The sequence below is a fragment of the Dulcicalothrix desertica PCC 7102 genome (genome assembly GCF_003991905.1).
Taxonomy (GTDB): Bacteria; Cyanobacteriota; Cyanobacteriia; order Cyanobacteriales; family Nostocaceae; genus Dulcicalothrix; species Dulcicalothrix desertica.
Genome location: NZ_RSCL01000011.1, coordinates 52,981 through 68,973, shown reverse-complemented (window position 1 = coordinate 68,973; position 15,993 = coordinate 52,981). Strand labels below are relative to the sequence as shown.

Sequence of the window (15,993 nt, the reverse complement as noted above, 5' to 3'; positions counted from 1 at the left end):
TGCCCGTTCAAACTATGGGCGGGCAAGGATGCCCACCCCACAAGAAATTTTTGAGTATTTTTTTATTTGGAAGTCCCTAATGAAATTACATATTTGATATGCCTTTAGTTTAGCGAAGATTGAGTAAAATTAATACTTTTGAAAGAATATAAGCAATTTGCTTTCAACTAAGATGAAAAATTAGTTTGTTGTAAACAATCACCAACATGGAACAGCGACAATTTGGTACTACTCAGCGTCAGGTTGCCATAATTGGTCAAGGAACCTGGAAAATTGATAATGACAACCGTAACTCTGCAATTGCCGCTCTACGTCAGGGTTTAGACCTTGGCATGACTCATATTGATACCGCAGAGATGTACGGTAAAGCTGAGGAAATAGTTGCCGAAGCAATTAGTGGGCGCCGTGATGAGGTATTCTTAGTTTCCAAAGTGCTTCCGAGCAATGCATCTCGACGTGGAACTATTGCAGCTTGTGAAAAATCACTTGCTCGTCTGAAAACTGACCGTTTGGACTGTTATTTATTACACTGGCGCGGACAACATCGGTTAGAAGATACAATTGCAGCATTTGAACAGCTTAAGCAAGAGGGAAAAATTCTTTCTTGGGGTGTTAGTAACTTTGATGTCTCTGACCTTGAAGCCGTTTATAAAATTGTGGGCGATAATAATATTGCTTGCAACCAAGTGCTTTATCATTTAAATGAGCGAGCAATTGAACATGCCGTTATTCCCTGGTGCGAAAAACATAATGTTGCCGTAGTTGCTTACAGTCCCTTTGGTCAAGGTAACTTTCCCAGTCCACACAGTGATGAAGGTAAAGTTCTACAAAAAATTGCAACTGCTCACAATGCTACCCCTTACCAAGTTGCACTTCGGTTTTTAGTACGCTCCAAATCGCTTTTTGCAATACCTAAAGCAGCAAATTCTAAACATGCTACCGATAATGCAGGAGCAGGCAAACTTAATTTAAGCGAAAACGAACTTGCTCAAATCAACGATGCATTTCCAATCGGCCCTCGTCCCCGTGCGCTTCCAATGCTCTAATTATACTCTAAGCGGTTAGTATATATACATTCTCATCTGCATTATGGCGCCTGAAACTTCACAGTAACAATAATTACTGGCGCCAATTATTTTTATTTTTTTAGATAAAAATTATACATAAATTAATACACCGTATTCTAGTTCATTTGCTAATCTGAGTCGATATCTACCTTAAGTAGTAGAGTAAAAACTAAGATGAACAGGATATTATAATTTTAGTTTCTGAAATACTAAGACTTATGTCAGATTCAGATTTTTTCAATCAAGCTTTAGACGCTCTGTATAAAGCGGCGATAGCATCTGCTAATTTTATTGAATCAGCATTAACTTCAAAGGATACTGATTTTAGTCCAGCTGATAAAGAACGTTTAAAAGTAGCGCTTTCAGTTTTAGAGATTACTTGGTCGGATGAAGAAGACGACGAAGATGATAATTCCGATGAGTACAACGGAGCTTTTTAATTTTGTGAATGGTGCCTGATTTTAATACAAGACCTTGTTGATATTATACCAACTAACAAACTCGTTGAAATTAAGAATGATTTTCGCATTTTGTAATAAATTTTTACAGTAACACTTATAAATGCAATACTGAATAGTGCCTGAAGGGAAACTAAAAGACAGACAATAAAAAAACCTCGCTTTGTATAAATTGCGAGGTTTTATGCTGAAACCAACGTAAAGTAACTTATTGCCTTTCCACTACTTACTATTTAATCTCATGTTTATCATGTCCTTCTATGGTTAAAGTGCATTTTCCAGTTTTAATATCTTAGATTTGGCGAATTTTACCAGTTTTTAAGGCGCCGCTTGCTCTTTAAATTCCTTCATTAAAGTGCTTTCACGCACCATTAATACGCGATTGCGAAAACGGGCAAGGATGCCCATTCCACAAGGAATTTTGCCCCTTCCACAAAATAAAAAAAGGCGCCCTTATAAAAAGGCGCCTACATGCAAGCAATAAAATTAATTAACAAGCCAAATGTTCTTGAGCGGCAGCAACTAAAGTATCAGTCCAGTATTGTGTTAGTTCAGCATCTTCAGCTTCGACCATGACACGAATTAAAGGTTCAGTACCCGATGGACGAACTAACACTCTACCGCTATCACCCATTGCAGTTTCTGCTTTCGCAATAGTATCCATTAATGGTTGACATTCTTGCCAACTCATGCGTTTATTACGGTCTTCTACACGCACATTCTTTAATATTTGTGGATAAGTAGTAAAGCTTTTATTTACGAGTTCGCCAAAAGTTTCTCCTGACTCACGAACTAAAGCCGCAATATGTAACGCAGTTAGTAAACCATCACCAGTAATACCATAATGACGGCAAAGGATATGTCCTGATTGTTCGCCACCTAGCATTCCACCAGTTTTTAACATTTCTGCTTGTACATATTGGTCACCTACAGAAGTGCGAGTTAAAACACCACCTAGTTTATTCCATGCACGCTCAAATCCTAAGTTTGCCATGACGGTAGAAACTATGAGCTTTTCGGGGAGTTGTTGAGATGAAACTAAACTATTACCCCATAAATATAATATATAGTCACCATCAACAATACGTCCGGTGTTATCTACAGCTAAAACTCTATCTGCATCACCATCGAACCCGAAACCCATATCGGCGCCGTTTTCGACGACAACTTGCTGTAATAATTCTAAATGGGTGGAACCGCAGTTAACGTTGATTCTATCACCGTCAGCTTTGTTATGCATACAAATTACTTCGGCGCCCATAGACTTAAAAACCGACGCGCCTAAACCAACTGCGGCGCCCCAAGCTAAGTCTAATACTATTTTCATTCCCGTAAAGGGAGTATTTCGTAAAGGTTTTATTAAAGATTCGGCATATTCTGATACCATCTCTGGACGTGTATAGTGACGACCACATTTTGCATGTCCAACAACAGCGACTGAATTACCTCTTAGTCCAGCTTCAATTTCTGCTTGCAACTCTTTTGATAATTTTCCACCCAATGCGCCAAACACTTTTATACCATTATCCTCTGGTGGATTATGGCTGGCAGAAATCATCACACCACCAATTGCGGAACTAATACTTGTTAAATAAGCTACACATGGAGTTGGACATAAACCCAAGTACCAAACCTCAACACCAGCTGCCGTTAAACCAGCACTTAAAGCCATTGCTAGCATATCGCTGGAGTTGCGAGAGTCTTGACCTAATATAACTGGACCTGGGTTAATGGCATGACTACGTAGTACAATACCAGTCCAGAAACCAACTTGTAACGCTAAGGGCGCCGTTAATAAATCTCCAACTCTTCCGCGAATACCATCAGTTCCAAATAAAGGAGTTGTTGGTATACCAGCATTTAGCCCTAAATTGCTCATGCTTGAGGAAGGTATTGCACTTTTATCAGCTTGAGGCTTCGTTAAAAAAGAGACCATAATTTAAACGCTCCACACACTCACATTGGAGGATAGCACTTTACACTTTATTCAACAATTCCCTATGAATACTTTTCCTTCAGGATATGTTTATTTTTTGTTTACCACCAATTTAAACGAGTTTTATTCTCATGTCAGTAAATTTACTTGTATTTATAGTAAATATACTGTAAATATTCTTTACACAAATTTAATATAACATTATCTCAAATATTTACGCAGCAATCCTTTATACGCAATTTTTAATTCAAATTTTGCATACAAATGCTGCAACACGTGGTGTCGTCTGAAAGTTGACACGAAATTTCGTGTCAAAAATTACAATTTGTTGCGATATGCTTCATTTTAAGAGAATTTCTCATCAAACTATTTTAATGTAGCTAAAGCGCGGTTTTTAATTTCAAAGTTGAGAAAATAAGTATGAGTAGTAACTTAGCATCCAAATTACGTGTAGGTACTAAAAAAGCCCATACGATGGCGGAAAACGTTGGTTTTGTCAAGTGCTTTTTAAAAGGTGTGGTGGAAAAAAACTCTTACCGCAAGCTAGTGGGCAACTTCTACTTCATCTACTCAGCAATGGAAGAGGAGATGGACAAACACAAAAATCACCCCATCGTTTCTAAAATCAACTTTCCCCAACTTTATCGCAAGCACACACTAGAGCAAGATTTAGCATACTACTACGGCGCCAACTGGCGTGACCAAGTGAAGTTGTCACCCGCAGGAAGTGCGTATGTACAACGCATTCGTGAAATATCAAACTCGGAACCAGAATTATTAATTTCTCACTCTTACACTCGTTACCTTGGTGACTTGTCGGGGGGACAAATTTTAAAGGGTATTGCTCAAACTGCAATGAACCTCACAGATGGCAACGGAACGGCGTTCTATGAATTTGCTGATATCACCGATGAAAAAGCTTTCAAAGCTAAGTACCGTGAAGCTTTAGACGAAATGCCACTAGACTCAGCGACTTGTGACAAAATCGTTCAAGAAGCAAACGATGCTTTTGGTGTCAACATGAAAATGTTTCAAGAGTTAGAAGGTAATTTAATTAAAGCTATTGGAATAATGGTTTTCAACTCCCTAACTCGGCGCCGTTCTCGCGGAAGCACAGAACTCGCTACTGCTGAATAATTAAAATATATCTACTTAAATAACAACTAGGGGTATTTTCCTTGGGGTTAGCCGTTATGAAGGCGCCTAATTTCAAGGAAAGTACCCCCAAATTTTTTATTGCCCCTCTGACGAAGATGTTTTTTGTTCACCAACACGACTTTGTAGAATATCTAGCGAATCATTATCGGCTAATTCAATGATTGCTTCTACATACTGTCGCACTTGCTCGGCAACATCAGGTTGCCATTGACCTAATTTAACGCTTAATTTTTCTATCAAGGCATCCATAGGTTTTGACTACGTTTTGGTTCGTTACGAGGATAGCATTTTGAAAGAAACTAGAGCGGCATGTATAATATACTATTAGTCTTTTCGATTAAACTTCGAGTCATAGCAGATGACGACAAACCAACCAGAACCAACTAATGACCGTTTAACCCGTATAGAAAATCGCTTAACCAACACCGAAGCAGCAGTAGTTACACAAAGCAATACTATTGATGTATTAGTGGCAAACATTATTCAGTTAACTGAGAATGTCAATAATATGTCTATAAAACTCGATAACCTAGCTGAACAAACCAACCGTAATATCAATACCTTGGCAGAACAAGCAGCACAAGACAGACAGCAAGCAGCTATTGATAGACAAGAGTTTAGAAGCGGAATACAGGGTATCTTAGATTATTTACGTGACCGAAACGGTGGTAGCAGTCCACCAAATTGATTATATTTTGTGCGCCAATGGCGCACAAAATATAATCGCTTAGTAGGCGCCTGTCTTATTAAACACAACACCAACCGTTTTAAACAAAATTCTTAAATCGAGCCATATTGACCAGTTTTCAATGTAAGTTATGTCTAACTTGACTCCATCTTCAAAATTGTCAATGTCCGAACGTCCGGAAACTTGCCATAAACCAGTGATGCCAGGAAGAACTTCTTGACGGATGAAGTGTGTAGTTTTGAAGCGTTCAACATCACGCAAGGGGAGAGGACGGGGACCAACAAGACTCATTTCGCCAAGTACTATGTTAAATAATTGGGGTAATTCATCAAGACTGTAGCGACGCAGAAATTTACCAACGTTTGTAATGCGGGGGTCATCTTTGAGTTTGAAGAGTACACCGTCTTTAATTTCGTTTTTAGCTTCTAGTGCAGCTTGCAGTTTTTCAGCGTCTGTCACCATTGTGCGGAATTTCCAAATTTTAAACTTTTTACCGTGAAGTCCCACTCGGTCTTGTTTGAATAATATTGGCCCTGGTGAGTCGAGTTTGATTAAAATGGCGATGCTTACATATAATGGGGAAAAGGCAATTAATAGAATTGTTGAACATACCAAGTCAAAGATTCTTTTTATCCAAAAATCACTACCTGCAATAATTGGCGCCGAAATTGTTAAGCAAGGCAATTCACCCAGCATCCATACTTCTGATTTTGGATGATATAGTTCGTGTGTTGATGGTAAAATACGAATTGTGATGCCTGCGTTGTAAAAGTGCCAACATATATGTAAACGGTTTTTAATGGAATTCCAAGAGATAAAGACTTCGGCGATACCCAACTGACGTAACTTATTTAGTGTTTGCTCACGGTTCGCTAAGTCAAGGCAACTTGAATCGTTCACACCTTGAATGATGTAACAGTTTTCTTGGTTGAGTAAATTAATTTGCTCTTTTTGCTCGTTCGCATCTGTAATTAAATAAATTGCATGACGCACGGCGCCTTGTTTACGTAGAATGTTAGTACTGGCATCGAATAAGTAACGTGCAGTGCAAATTAAAATTATAGATAGTAACCAAGGAAGTAAAAAGCTTGAGCGTGCTATATCTATTTGTGGAGCATAGAGGTAAGTAATGAGCAGGAGCAATAAAAAAGATATTGATGTACCTTTAATAATGCGAATATAGTTACGACGATTTACACCTGCTTTGTATAAATCTGACGAAATAAAGATGGTGAGTAAAAGACTGAGATTTATTAATGGCAGTGATTGAGTTGAATCAAACGTCCCTAACTTCCAAGCAGATGCTAATGATAAAGTATCTAATGTTAGTAATGTAATAACTCGTAGTAACCTAACTGTTATACCACGTTGTATTTGAGTTCTTTGTGATGACCTTAAATCGGGTTTAAAAGCAGAAAGTGATAATGATTCTGATACCATAATTTTACACCTTTGATGATTTAGATAGTTGACGTAGTACACGGTAAAAAAAGAGTGGATTACCAACTACGTAGCGTTCCCATAGACGTTGAGGTTCTGTAAAAAATCGTGTTAACCATTCAAGTCCTCGGTTAGTCATCCAACGTGGACCGCGATATACTGCACCTGTATAAAAATCAAGACAGGCGCCTAGTGGTAAAAAGACTTTTGCGTTGATGCGTGATGAATTATCGAGAATCCAACGTTCTTGTACGGGCATACCGAAGCCTACATATAATACATCGGGCTGAAATTGATTGATTCGCTCGATAACTAATTCGTTTTCTGTACCTGACTTGTCGAAGTAACCATGATGCGAGTCAATTTTTAGATTAGGTGCAATAAGTCGAAGCTTTTTAACCGCTTGTTCTGCTACACCTGGTTTACCTGCAAGTAAGAATAAAGAAACATTTGCTTTTTCACATGAAGAAGCAAGGTTTTCGATGTAGTCAGGACAGGTCATGCGATTAGATGAGTTCAGACAATGACCACACATTTTGGCGCCGAGTAATACACCAAAACCATCACAGAAGACTACATCAGATTTGTTAATAAAGTTTTTATACCACGGTAGTTCATAGGCAAAGTTTATTGCTCTGACGTTGACGTTACCTACTATTGTTTTTTTGTTTTGTTGCGCTGAGGTAACTATGTAATTTATTAGTTCATTGACTTTGAGTTTATGGAATTTTGTTCCAAGTAATGAAAGTTCTTCAAATTTGTTCATTTTAGTTTTTTATAGAAGTTTAAGTTCTCCCAGAAACCTGGTTTCTTATCACAATTTGCAATCAAATTACAATTTATCGAACAGAAACCAGGTTTCTTTTATTTTGTTAGTTAACGTAGTAAATACCTCTACCATTGGTGCCGATGAAAACTAAACCAAATTTTTGTCTACTTGCTTCCATAAAATTTGGGTCGTTTCCGATGGGTTTTTTACTATCACCAATTCTTTTCCAGGTTTTTCCTTGGTCTACAGAACGAAAGATGCCATTTCCTAATTTGTCAATTTTGCCGTATAGGTATAATGTTGGAGTTTTACTGTTGTTTTGTGCTTTACCAATACTAAATAGATGGGCGCCTTTTACTGATTTTATGGGTGAAAAGGTTTTGCCTGAGTCGGTAGAATGATAAAGTCCTTGGTTATCTAGACTTAACCATAATTCACCTTTAATGAGTGGGACGGTTTTTAATGAATGCCAGTCAGCGTGGGGTATAGATGTGGATACAATATCGAATGAGGCGCCACCATTATCGCTGCGGTAAAGTTTACTGTTACTATAGTAGTAAAAGGTATTACCGCTTACTTTGTCTGCTGCTAATGGTTGACTCCAATTCCAAGGAGCATTAAATCCATCGGGTAGTCCTGATACTTTCTGCCAAGTGGCGCCATTATTTGTAGTTCGCAGTGGTTGACCATTACTTACTGTAACAATAAATAAGTTCGGGTCGGTTGCTGACATGGCGACACGTGTGGGCATAATTTTTTCTGGAAATGAAGCAAACTGTCTCCATGTTTTACCTCCATCATCAGAAGTGGCGCCTCCATAGGTATTATTAAAACGATTACCTCCAACGCGCACCATTCGTTTTGGGTTAGTTTCGCAGTAAGCTATGCTGTAAGTGTCTTGAAAAAGATTATGACGTTTATCTTGACTACCAAGCATTCTTGATGGGTAAACATCTAGTTGTTCATGATAAAATCCTTCCACATCGCTTAATGCACTTATTAATGGCGCCCCAACTGGAGGTGAAACTAAACCAAAAGTTACTACTTCTTCATGTCCTTTTTGATAATTATTCCAAACAACTTGATTGGTGTTGATATTATCTGTACGCCAAATACCATACCAGTCGGTCATCCAAACTCGGTTTTTAACGTGTGCGTCAAATTCAATCGCTGCAACCGAAGGGTTAGACAACATGTAATCTGACCACCAAGGAACACTACTTATTGTTTTACGGTTTTGAAGTTTCCAAGTGGCACCTTTATTATATGAGTGGTAAATTTGTAAGGCTTTTTCTGTAAGCGTACCTACAATTATCTCATTAGAGTTGGATGGATTTATTGTTAAGGCATTAAATGCAGTTTGATTATTTGCGGGTGTAATATTACTCCATTTACCATTAGAGTATTTACTAACGCCAGAACTATGTGTGACATAAAGTGTATTACCTCTAACTGCTAAACGATTAACTTGGGCTGGACTATTAGGAAGCTTTTGCCAAGTAATACCCAAATCATTAGATTGATAAATTCCATCATCATATGCTACCGCATAAACTTGATTACGAACACTTGAATTAAATGTAATTACTGTAATACCAAGATTATCTTTGAGCTTACCAGGAAATGATTTTACTTGGCTCCAAGTTTTACCACTATTACTTGATATCCACAAGCCATTTTTACGTGAACCGAATAAAAGTAGCTGAGAATCAAAAGGATTAATTGCAAGCCGTTCACCAGTCCAGCGTTGAGGTTCGTTACCACCCATCTTTAAATCTAAATTTAATTTCTGCCAAGTGTTACCTTGATTAGTTGATTTAAAAATAGTTCCTTTATGATGCCACCAGTCACTTGCATATTTACCAACAGCAATATAAACAGTATTGGGGTTTTGCGGGTCAAGTGCAATAGCCTCTCCACCGTAATAATTTACCTGCTCTACAGGAAAATGGTCTGTTAAAGGAATCCAACTTTGATTTGTGGAATTCCAACGATAAAATCCACCGACATCTGTTTTAATATAAACTAAATCGCGTTGTTTTGGATGTAAGTAAATACCCGTCACATAACCACCTCCTCCTATAGCAACATTACCTGTTCCTAATACTAAATTTATTGAATTACTTTGAGTATTGAATAATACAATCAAAATAAGTATTGCTGTAATAGGTAAAAATTTACGAAGTAACCGCATTTTGTTCCTGGTTAATTCTAGTTTTTTGATTTGCTCCTGTGATAGATAAAGCTAGCTTTTGAATTTGTGAGTATATTGGTTTTGGTAGAATACACAAGAAATAAGCTGCGGCGCCTGTAATACAAGTTCGTCGTGGTTCTTCGAGTAAAATTTGCCAGTAGGTAGTTAGGGCACGGTATAGTAAATTCATACTTGTCCAACCTGCTTGGAGAGTGACTGCTCGACGTGCTAAATACCTAAGTCTATATGCAATTGCTGGTTTTTCCCACTCTTCCATTTCTGTTGGTGCATAAGAGCGGACTTTTTCGATTAGTTTATACCATGACTCCATCATTTTAGTGATATCTGCTGATAATCCTTTGGCATGAATTCTATAGAGCGTCAGGTCTTCTGCAATACCTTCTATTTGCCATTGTGTCTGAATAGATATTCGTAACCAACACTCTACGTCTTCTGACTCGCGGAAGTTGTCATCAAAATAAAAGTCTTCTGTTGTGCCGTAGAGGTTACTTTGAAACTTTATATCATCAAAGACTCGGCGCCTAAATACTCCTGCTGAACCGTTACCGATAGGAGAGCGACACCAAAAGTCTAGCGGTGTGATATCGCTTAACTTTGACATTTGATAAATACCTAAAGGATTATCGTTCTCGTCAATGAATTGTGAACGACTGAAGCTTACTCCGATATGAGGGTTAGAAGTTAAATGAGTGATGTGTCTTTCTAATTTCTGAGGGCGCCATAAGTCATCTGCATCGATAAATGCTAGGTACTCACCTTGGGCGTTGCGTATACCTGTATTTCTGGCGCCTGCTAAACCACGATTTTTTTGACTGATAATTTTAATACGTGCGTCGTTGAATTGTTTACATATTGCAATGCTGTTATCACGGGTTTCATCGTCAATAATCAGTATTTCTATGTTGCGGTATGTTTGATTTATTACTGATTCAAGTGTTTTGGCAATGAATTTTTCGGCGCCGTATACAGGAATAATAACTGAGACTTTAGGATTGTAATTCATGCTTTATCCGTTGCACTAATTGAGGTGTGAAGAGTTTCATCGATAGCCATTTGAAAAGGTAGAATCTTGTGACTGGTTCGAGAAGGTATTTTGGATTGAGAGTAATTGATTTCCAAAGTGTGTTACCAACTATGTCTATATCGTTGGTATTTTTGACGTATGCGAAGTATGCTGCTGTTAGATAATGATATAAGGCTGCTAAACTTTGTTTTTTTAAGTGCTGCAAATGCAAAGGGACTGATTGGTAGATTACATCTAGTGTTATTAATAAGTTTTTTTCCATGACGGCAACTTTTGATGTTGCACTAGTAGATGATTTACGGTAAAAGACTTGTTGTTTGGGAACAACGGCAAATTTATATTTTGTTGCTAGTCGAATATAAAATTCCCAGTCTTCACCATATTCTAAGTTGACATTGAATCCTGAAACTGTTTCTATGGCTTGTTTGCGTATTAAGGGAGTTGAGCCATTTGCTAAGAAATTTACTATTAGTAATTCTTGATACACATCCCCTTCTAAGTATAAACGGGCGCCTGGGTAGCTTTTTTTCCCGGTTTCATCGATTTCATCCGTCCAACTGTAAACTACTGCTACATCTGGGTTTGCAATCATTTTAGCGAGTTGAAGCTCTAGTTTATCGTTTGTCCATAGGTCATCAGCGTCTATTAATGCAATAAATTCGCTTTGCGCTGCTTTTATTCCTTTGTTACGTGCGGCAGATACTCTTTCGTTTGGTGATGAAATTATTTTTAGTCGTGGGTCGTTGATGGTTTGAAGTAGGGTTTGCGTGTTATCTGTTGAACCATCGTTGACTACTATTATTTCAATGTCTTGTATGGTTTGTTTTTGAACTGAGTTTATGGTTTCTATTATTGTGTTTTGTGCGTTGTAGGCAGGAATAATTACTGAAATTTGAGGCATATTTTTAATGTTGCGAGATATAAAGAAACCGGGTTTCTATGCAAAGTTTTCGTTTTGATTACAAGTTATCGAAAAGAAACCCGGTTTCTAGTTTGTGCGATTAATAAACTTCTGCGATAAAGAAACCGGGTTTCTATGCAAAGTTTTCGTTTTGATTACAAGTTATCGAAAAGAAACCCGGTTTCTAGTTTGTGCAATTAATAAACTTCTGCGATAAAGAAACCGGGTTTCTATGCAAAGTTTTCGTTTTGATTACAAGTTATCGAAAAGAAACCCGGTTTCTAGTTTGTGCAATTAATAATTTAATGGCTAGTTTTTGCGTTTTTAGAGTTAATAAAGTTTTTGGATACAGATTTATTGATTTCCATAGGTTTTTTGTTGCTGTCAGAACGGCGCCTTTATTTTTGGCACGAGTTAAACAGAGGTGTGTCAGAAATTGATATATATATGACTGTCCTTGTTTTTTGAGGTGTTGGTATTCTTTTGGCGCCTCTGTAAATGCCTTTTCGAGGACTAGTAATTGATATTTTTCCATTACGTCTATTTTGCTAGACATGGCGCCACTCGATAAGCGGTAGATAATTTGAGGTTTTGGGATTACTACAAATTCCCAAGAACGCGCTACTCTTAACCAGTAATCCCAGTCTTCGCACGATTTTAATGTACTGTCAAATTCACCTACTGCATCGATTACTTGTCGAGTTAGCAGTACATTAGAACCGCTTGCAATGAAGTTACAGACAAGTAAGTTAGAAAAGACATTTCCTTGGTAACTTGCTTGAACTCCAGGATAAAAGTTTTTGCCTTCGTTATCCATACAGATAGTCCAACTATACGCGACTCCTGCATTGGGATGACTTTTGAGTGCAGCTACTTGTAACTCTAATTTATCTGGCGCCCATAAGTCATCTGCATCAATAAATGATATATATGGACTGGTGGCGTGAGCTATCCCACGGTTCCGTGCTGTTGGTAGTCCTCTGTTTTCGTAGCTCAAGATTTTTAAGCGTTTATCTTGAATAGTCATTAAACGGTCTAGGGTGTTATCGGTAGAACCATCATTAATAACAATTATTTCTATATCAAATAGAGTTTGATTTTGAATTGAGACGATTGTTTCAATAATTGTTGATTCACAATTATATGCAGGCACTATGACTGATACTATCGGCATATTAATTTGTCGAGTAAGTCTAAAATTTTAGTGTCTTGATGAATATCAAACTTGCGAGCAAAATGAATTTCTTTGTTTAATAGCGCATCGTAATCTTGAGTTGTGAGTATGCGTGGGTGTCCATACTTACTGCCCTTAAAATCTACATAACGATGATTATTGTTTAATATCCGGAATAAATCACTGTTTACTAAAATTGTTTGAATCAATGATTCTTCTGCTTGACTTGTTTGTTTATAGTGCTGAATTAAATACTTGTTAGTACTAAATACTTCATACAAATACATCACACATTTCTTTGATAAAGTCACAAAGTATGAGCCACCATAACAAATATATTTCTGGTGAAATGGTGTATGTTTGAGTTCTTTACCAATAGCTAAAGCGTAAGAGGTTTCAATTTTAACTTTCAATGGTGATGCATTGACTAAATTTTTAATTGGCTTAATTAATATTTTTTGCCAATTAGTTAATTCTTGAGATGCACGCCAATAGTGATAGAAGTAACGCTGGCGCCCAAGTCCTATCTGCCAAGGATTTTGCGGTGAAAGTGCGTCGAAATATTCAGCGAAAGCATCGTAACTCGTGTTTTGTAGAAATTTCTCAATTTTCAATAGCGGTTGAGTTGGATAGTCTTGACCTGAAAGGTTGATTAACCAGTCAAAGTCAATATTATGTTTGACTAAAAATTCTATACAGTCAAAGTAACCTTGAGTTAATGAAAAGTCTCCTAATTGGGTTTTAATGTTAGTTATTTGAATATCATTAAATTCTGAAAATTGTTCCTGAGTGAGTTTAAATTTTGTAGGGCTATGAATTATGTAAATGTATGATTGTGGGCTGGAGTGTTTGATGACTTTGACTAGTCTATATATTTGTTCGATGTTTTTATGAGTTTGGATGAGGTAACAAATTTTCATGGTTAAATTTTAAACTTGATTAAATCTTTTCCATAGACGGCCAACATTGTCAAAATAGTTCGACGTGGTTCTCGAAATATAATTTGCCAATTAGACATTAAACCGCGTGTCATAAAATCAACACTAACTTTACAAGGAAGACGTAAACGTAAAGCTCTACGTGCTAAATAGCGTAAATGGATACTACGCGCATACCAATAATGTTTATTAATTAAATCTGGTGCATATGAGTTTGCTTTAGCAGCTAATATCTCCCATCCTTCTTCCATGCGATATAAATTTGAAGATAAACCAGATGTATTTGTGCGGTATGCCATTAAAATTTTGTTGAAACCTTCTATTTTCCATTTGTTACTCGTAATGACTCGCAGTAAAAAATCTAAATCTTCTGCATAATTCATACTCGTGTCAAAATTACCAATACTTTCAAACACTTCTCGCTTCACCACAAGATTAGACACTGTAATTGTGGGATTTTCATATAAAAAGTGTTGAGGTTTTAATTTAGTCAAGCGTGCTGTAGCAATTCCTGATAGCTTACCTTTGGCGTTTAAAAATGTCACTCTTGCAAAACTTACACCAAGATTTTTATCTCGCTTAAAGCTTTCAATATGACTGTTAAGCTTTTCTGGAAACCATGTGTCATCAGCGTCAATAAAGGCAATATATTCTGACTTGGCTAAACTAATTCCTCGGTTGCGAGTAGCAGATACACCTTGATTAGTCTGTGATATTAGCTTGACTCGACTATCTTGCTTGATATAAGAACGCACTACTTGAGGAGTGTTATCTATAGACCCATCATCAATTACTAGTAGTTCAAAATTTTTAAATGTCTGAGCTAAAACAGATTCAATACTTTCCCGTAAATACTCTGAGGAGTTATAAGCGGGCATAACAACAGTTACCGTTGGAATCATACACGCTCCTTAGCTAATACGTATCTAGTCGCCCAAATCGAAAATATCGGCATGGCGCCTGCATGAGTAATTAATACTGCGGTTGCGACACCAATACTTCCCCACTGCATACCAATGAGTAAGCTAATGGCAAATACCAGAGTAAAAGTCATACTCCAACAGAGATTTATCCAACCTTTATCTACTGCTTGGAGTAACATTGCAGCAGCAGCCGCGAACGGACGTGGTATTGCCGAAAGACAGATAATTACTAATATAGGTATTGCCCCTACCCATTTGGAACTAAAAACAATTGGTACATAAAACGGCGCCAAACTCGACTGTAACAATACCAGTGGTACAATTACCAGTGCAATTGTTCTAAGACTACCAAAGTATCTATTTTTGAATTGCACAGAATCTTGTCTTGCCGCGCAGAGATGCGGGAACAAAGGCCAAACCATTGCATTAATAACATTTAGACTAATTCCCAAACCCGCATTAAAAGCAAAGAAATATAACCCTAACGCTTCAACCCCCAAAAAACGTCCAATTAAGAAGTAATCTAAGTTGGCTCTAACTTTATCGAGCATCTCCGAACCCAGAATATCTTTACCATACTTAACAATTTCTTGCCAACGGTGTAAAGAAAACTCTCCACTTGGGCGCCAGGATTGATACTTATAATTAACTACAATCCAAATAGGAGTCGTTAAAACTGCGGGTAGTACAAGTGACCACATCCCAAAACCGAATAAAGCAAATGAGATAGCGGCAATATTCGCGGTCATTGACTGTAGAGCATTACATATAGCTGTCACCTTGAGTTTATTTTCTCTATTATTAAAGGCATTTTGAGTAGAAAATATGGGAATCATTAAATAAATTAAACCAACTATACATATTGGTAAAATCAGTTTTTGCTCGTTGTAAAATAATGCGATTGGAAATGCTGCAATACATTGAAGTGTAAACAATGCAGAGCAAATAATCCAGTTCAACCAATATGCTGTATTTGCTAGACTTTCAACATCTTTTTCATCAGCATGAATAATTTTGTTTCCAATTCCAGAATTCAGCGTAAATACATTAGTAATATCCTGAGTAGTTAAAACTATAGCAGCTAACCCATAATCTTGAGGGCTAAGAGTACGCGCTAACACTACTGTAGTACCTAAACGAAACACACGATTTATTAATTCGGCGCCACCAAGCCAGCCAATATTACGAATAAACTGATTTGATAATTGATATGATATTTTATTGAAAATTTTCTGTCGCACTTTAGATATTAGCATTATTTAAATTTTTAGTAAATATAACTTGTCATTCACAAAACTAACT

15 protein-coding genes are annotated in these 15,993 nt (G+C 37.1%); 4 read left to right on the top strand and 11 right to left on the bottom strand.

What is annotated here, in order from left to right; genetic code table 11:
• The first annotated feature begins 206 nt into the window (after positions 1-206).
• Together DSM106972_RS22875 and DSM106972_RS22870 are read left to right on the top strand one after the other, a co-directional pair.
• Complete coding sequence (locus DSM106972_RS22875) at positions 207-1,046, top strand: aldo/keto reductase (protein WP_127082880.1); 840 nt, start codon at positions 207-209, stop codon at positions 1,044-1,046.
• Positions 1,047-1,285: 239 nt separating this feature from the next.
• On the top strand, positions 1,286-1,507 hold the full coding sequence (locus DSM106972_RS22870; protein WP_127082879.1) for a hypothetical protein: 222 nt from the start codon (positions 1,286-1,288) through the stop codon (positions 1,505-1,507).
• A 508-nt stretch (positions 1,508-2,015) separates the two neighbouring features.
• Here the strand turns inward: DSM106972_RS22870 and glmM are convergent.
• On the bottom strand, positions 2,016-3,461 hold the full coding sequence (gene glmM, locus DSM106972_RS22865; RefSeq protein WP_127082878.1) for a phosphoglucosamine mutase: 1,446 nt from the start codon (positions 3,459-3,461) through the stop codon (positions 2,016-2,018).
• Positions 3,462-3,881: 420 nt separating this feature from the next.
• Between glmM and DSM106972_RS22860 the strand changes: the two genes are divergently transcribed.
• Positions 3,882-4,598 (top strand): biliverdin-producing heme oxygenase, encoded by a 717-nt coding sequence (locus DSM106972_RS22860; RefSeq protein WP_127082877.1) that lies wholly within the window; start codon positions 3,882-3,884, stop codon positions 4,596-4,598.
• A 96-nt stretch (positions 4,599-4,694) separates the two neighbouring features.
• Here the strand turns inward: DSM106972_RS22860 and DSM106972_RS52225 are convergent, their stop codons facing one another.
• Complete coding sequence (locus DSM106972_RS52225; RefSeq protein WP_170213594.1) at positions 4,695-4,868, bottom strand: hypothetical protein; 174 nt, start codon at positions 4,866-4,868, stop codon at positions 4,695-4,697.
• Positions 4,869-4,977: 109 nt separating this feature from the next.
• Here DSM106972_RS52225 and DSM106972_RS22855 point away from each other — a divergent pair, with 109 nt between their 5' ends.
• Positions 4,978-5,307 carry a hypothetical protein gene (locus tag DSM106972_RS22855; protein ID WP_127082876.1) on the top strand — a complete coding sequence of 110 codons (330 nt, stop codon included), beginning with the start codon at positions 4,978-4,980 and terminating at the stop codon, positions 5,305-5,307.
• 39 nt (positions 5,308-5,346) lie between these two features.
• On the opposite strand, the gene DSM106972_RS22850 is transcribed toward DSM106972_RS22855, so the two are convergent.
• The 9 genes from DSM106972_RS22850 to DSM106972_RS22810 all read right to left on the bottom strand — a co-directional run bounded on the left by DSM106972_RS22850 (position 5,347) and on the right by DSM106972_RS22810 (position 15,947).
• Positions 5,347-6,747, bottom strand: a complete 1,401-nt coding sequence (locus DSM106972_RS22850; RefSeq protein WP_127082875.1) for a sugar transferase — start codon at positions 6,745-6,747, stop codon at positions 5,347-5,349.
• Between the two features lie 4 nt (positions 6,748-6,751).
• On the bottom strand, positions 6,752-7,513 hold the full coding sequence (locus DSM106972_RS22845; protein ID WP_186538626.1) for a WecB/TagA/CpsF family glycosyltransferase: 762 nt from the start codon (positions 7,511-7,513) through the stop codon (positions 6,752-6,754).
• Positions 7,514-7,619: 106 nt separating this feature from the next.
• On the bottom strand, positions 7,620-9,710 hold the full coding sequence (locus DSM106972_RS22840; RefSeq protein WP_127082874.1) for a WD40/YVTN/BNR-like repeat-containing protein: 2,091 nt from the start codon (positions 9,708-9,710) through the stop codon (positions 7,620-7,622).
• Entirely contained in the window at positions 9,694-10,734 is a 1,041-nt protein-coding gene (locus DSM106972_RS22835) for a glycosyltransferase family 2 protein (RefSeq protein ID WP_127082873.1), read from the bottom strand. Before DSM106972_RS22835 ends, DSM106972_RS22840 begins: the two co-directional genes overlap by 17 nt.
• Positions 10,718-11,656 carry a glycosyltransferase family 2 protein gene (locus tag DSM106972_RS22830; RefSeq protein WP_127082872.1) on the bottom strand — a complete coding sequence of 313 codons (939 nt, stop codon included), beginning with the start codon at positions 11,654-11,656 and terminating at the stop codon, positions 10,718-10,720. Before DSM106972_RS22830 ends, DSM106972_RS22835 begins: the two co-directional genes overlap by 17 nt.
• Positions 11,657-11,915: 259 nt before the next feature.
• Positions 11,916-12,830 (bottom strand): glycosyltransferase family 2 protein, encoded by a 915-nt coding sequence (locus DSM106972_RS22825; protein ID WP_127082871.1) that lies wholly within the window; start codon positions 12,828-12,830, stop codon positions 11,916-11,918.
• A complete protein-coding gene (locus DSM106972_RS22820) occupies positions 12,821-13,750 on the bottom strand; it encodes a beta-1,6-N-acetylglucosaminyltransferase (protein WP_127082870.1) in 930 nt (309 codons plus the stop codon). Before DSM106972_RS22820 ends, DSM106972_RS22825 begins: the two co-directional genes overlap by 10 nt.
• Before the next feature lie 2 nt (positions 13,751-13,752).
• Positions 13,753-14,670, bottom strand: coding sequence for a glycosyltransferase family 2 protein (locus DSM106972_RS22815; protein ID WP_127082869.1), 918 nt, complete (start codon positions 14,668-14,670; stop codon positions 13,753-13,755).
• Positions 14,667-15,947 (bottom strand): lipopolysaccharide biosynthesis protein, encoded by a 1,281-nt coding sequence (locus tag DSM106972_RS22810; RefSeq protein WP_127082868.1) that lies wholly within the window; start codon positions 15,945-15,947, stop codon positions 14,667-14,669. Before DSM106972_RS22810 ends, DSM106972_RS22815 begins: the two co-directional genes overlap by 4 nt.
• Between the last annotated feature and the right edge of the window lie 46 nt (positions 15,948-15,993).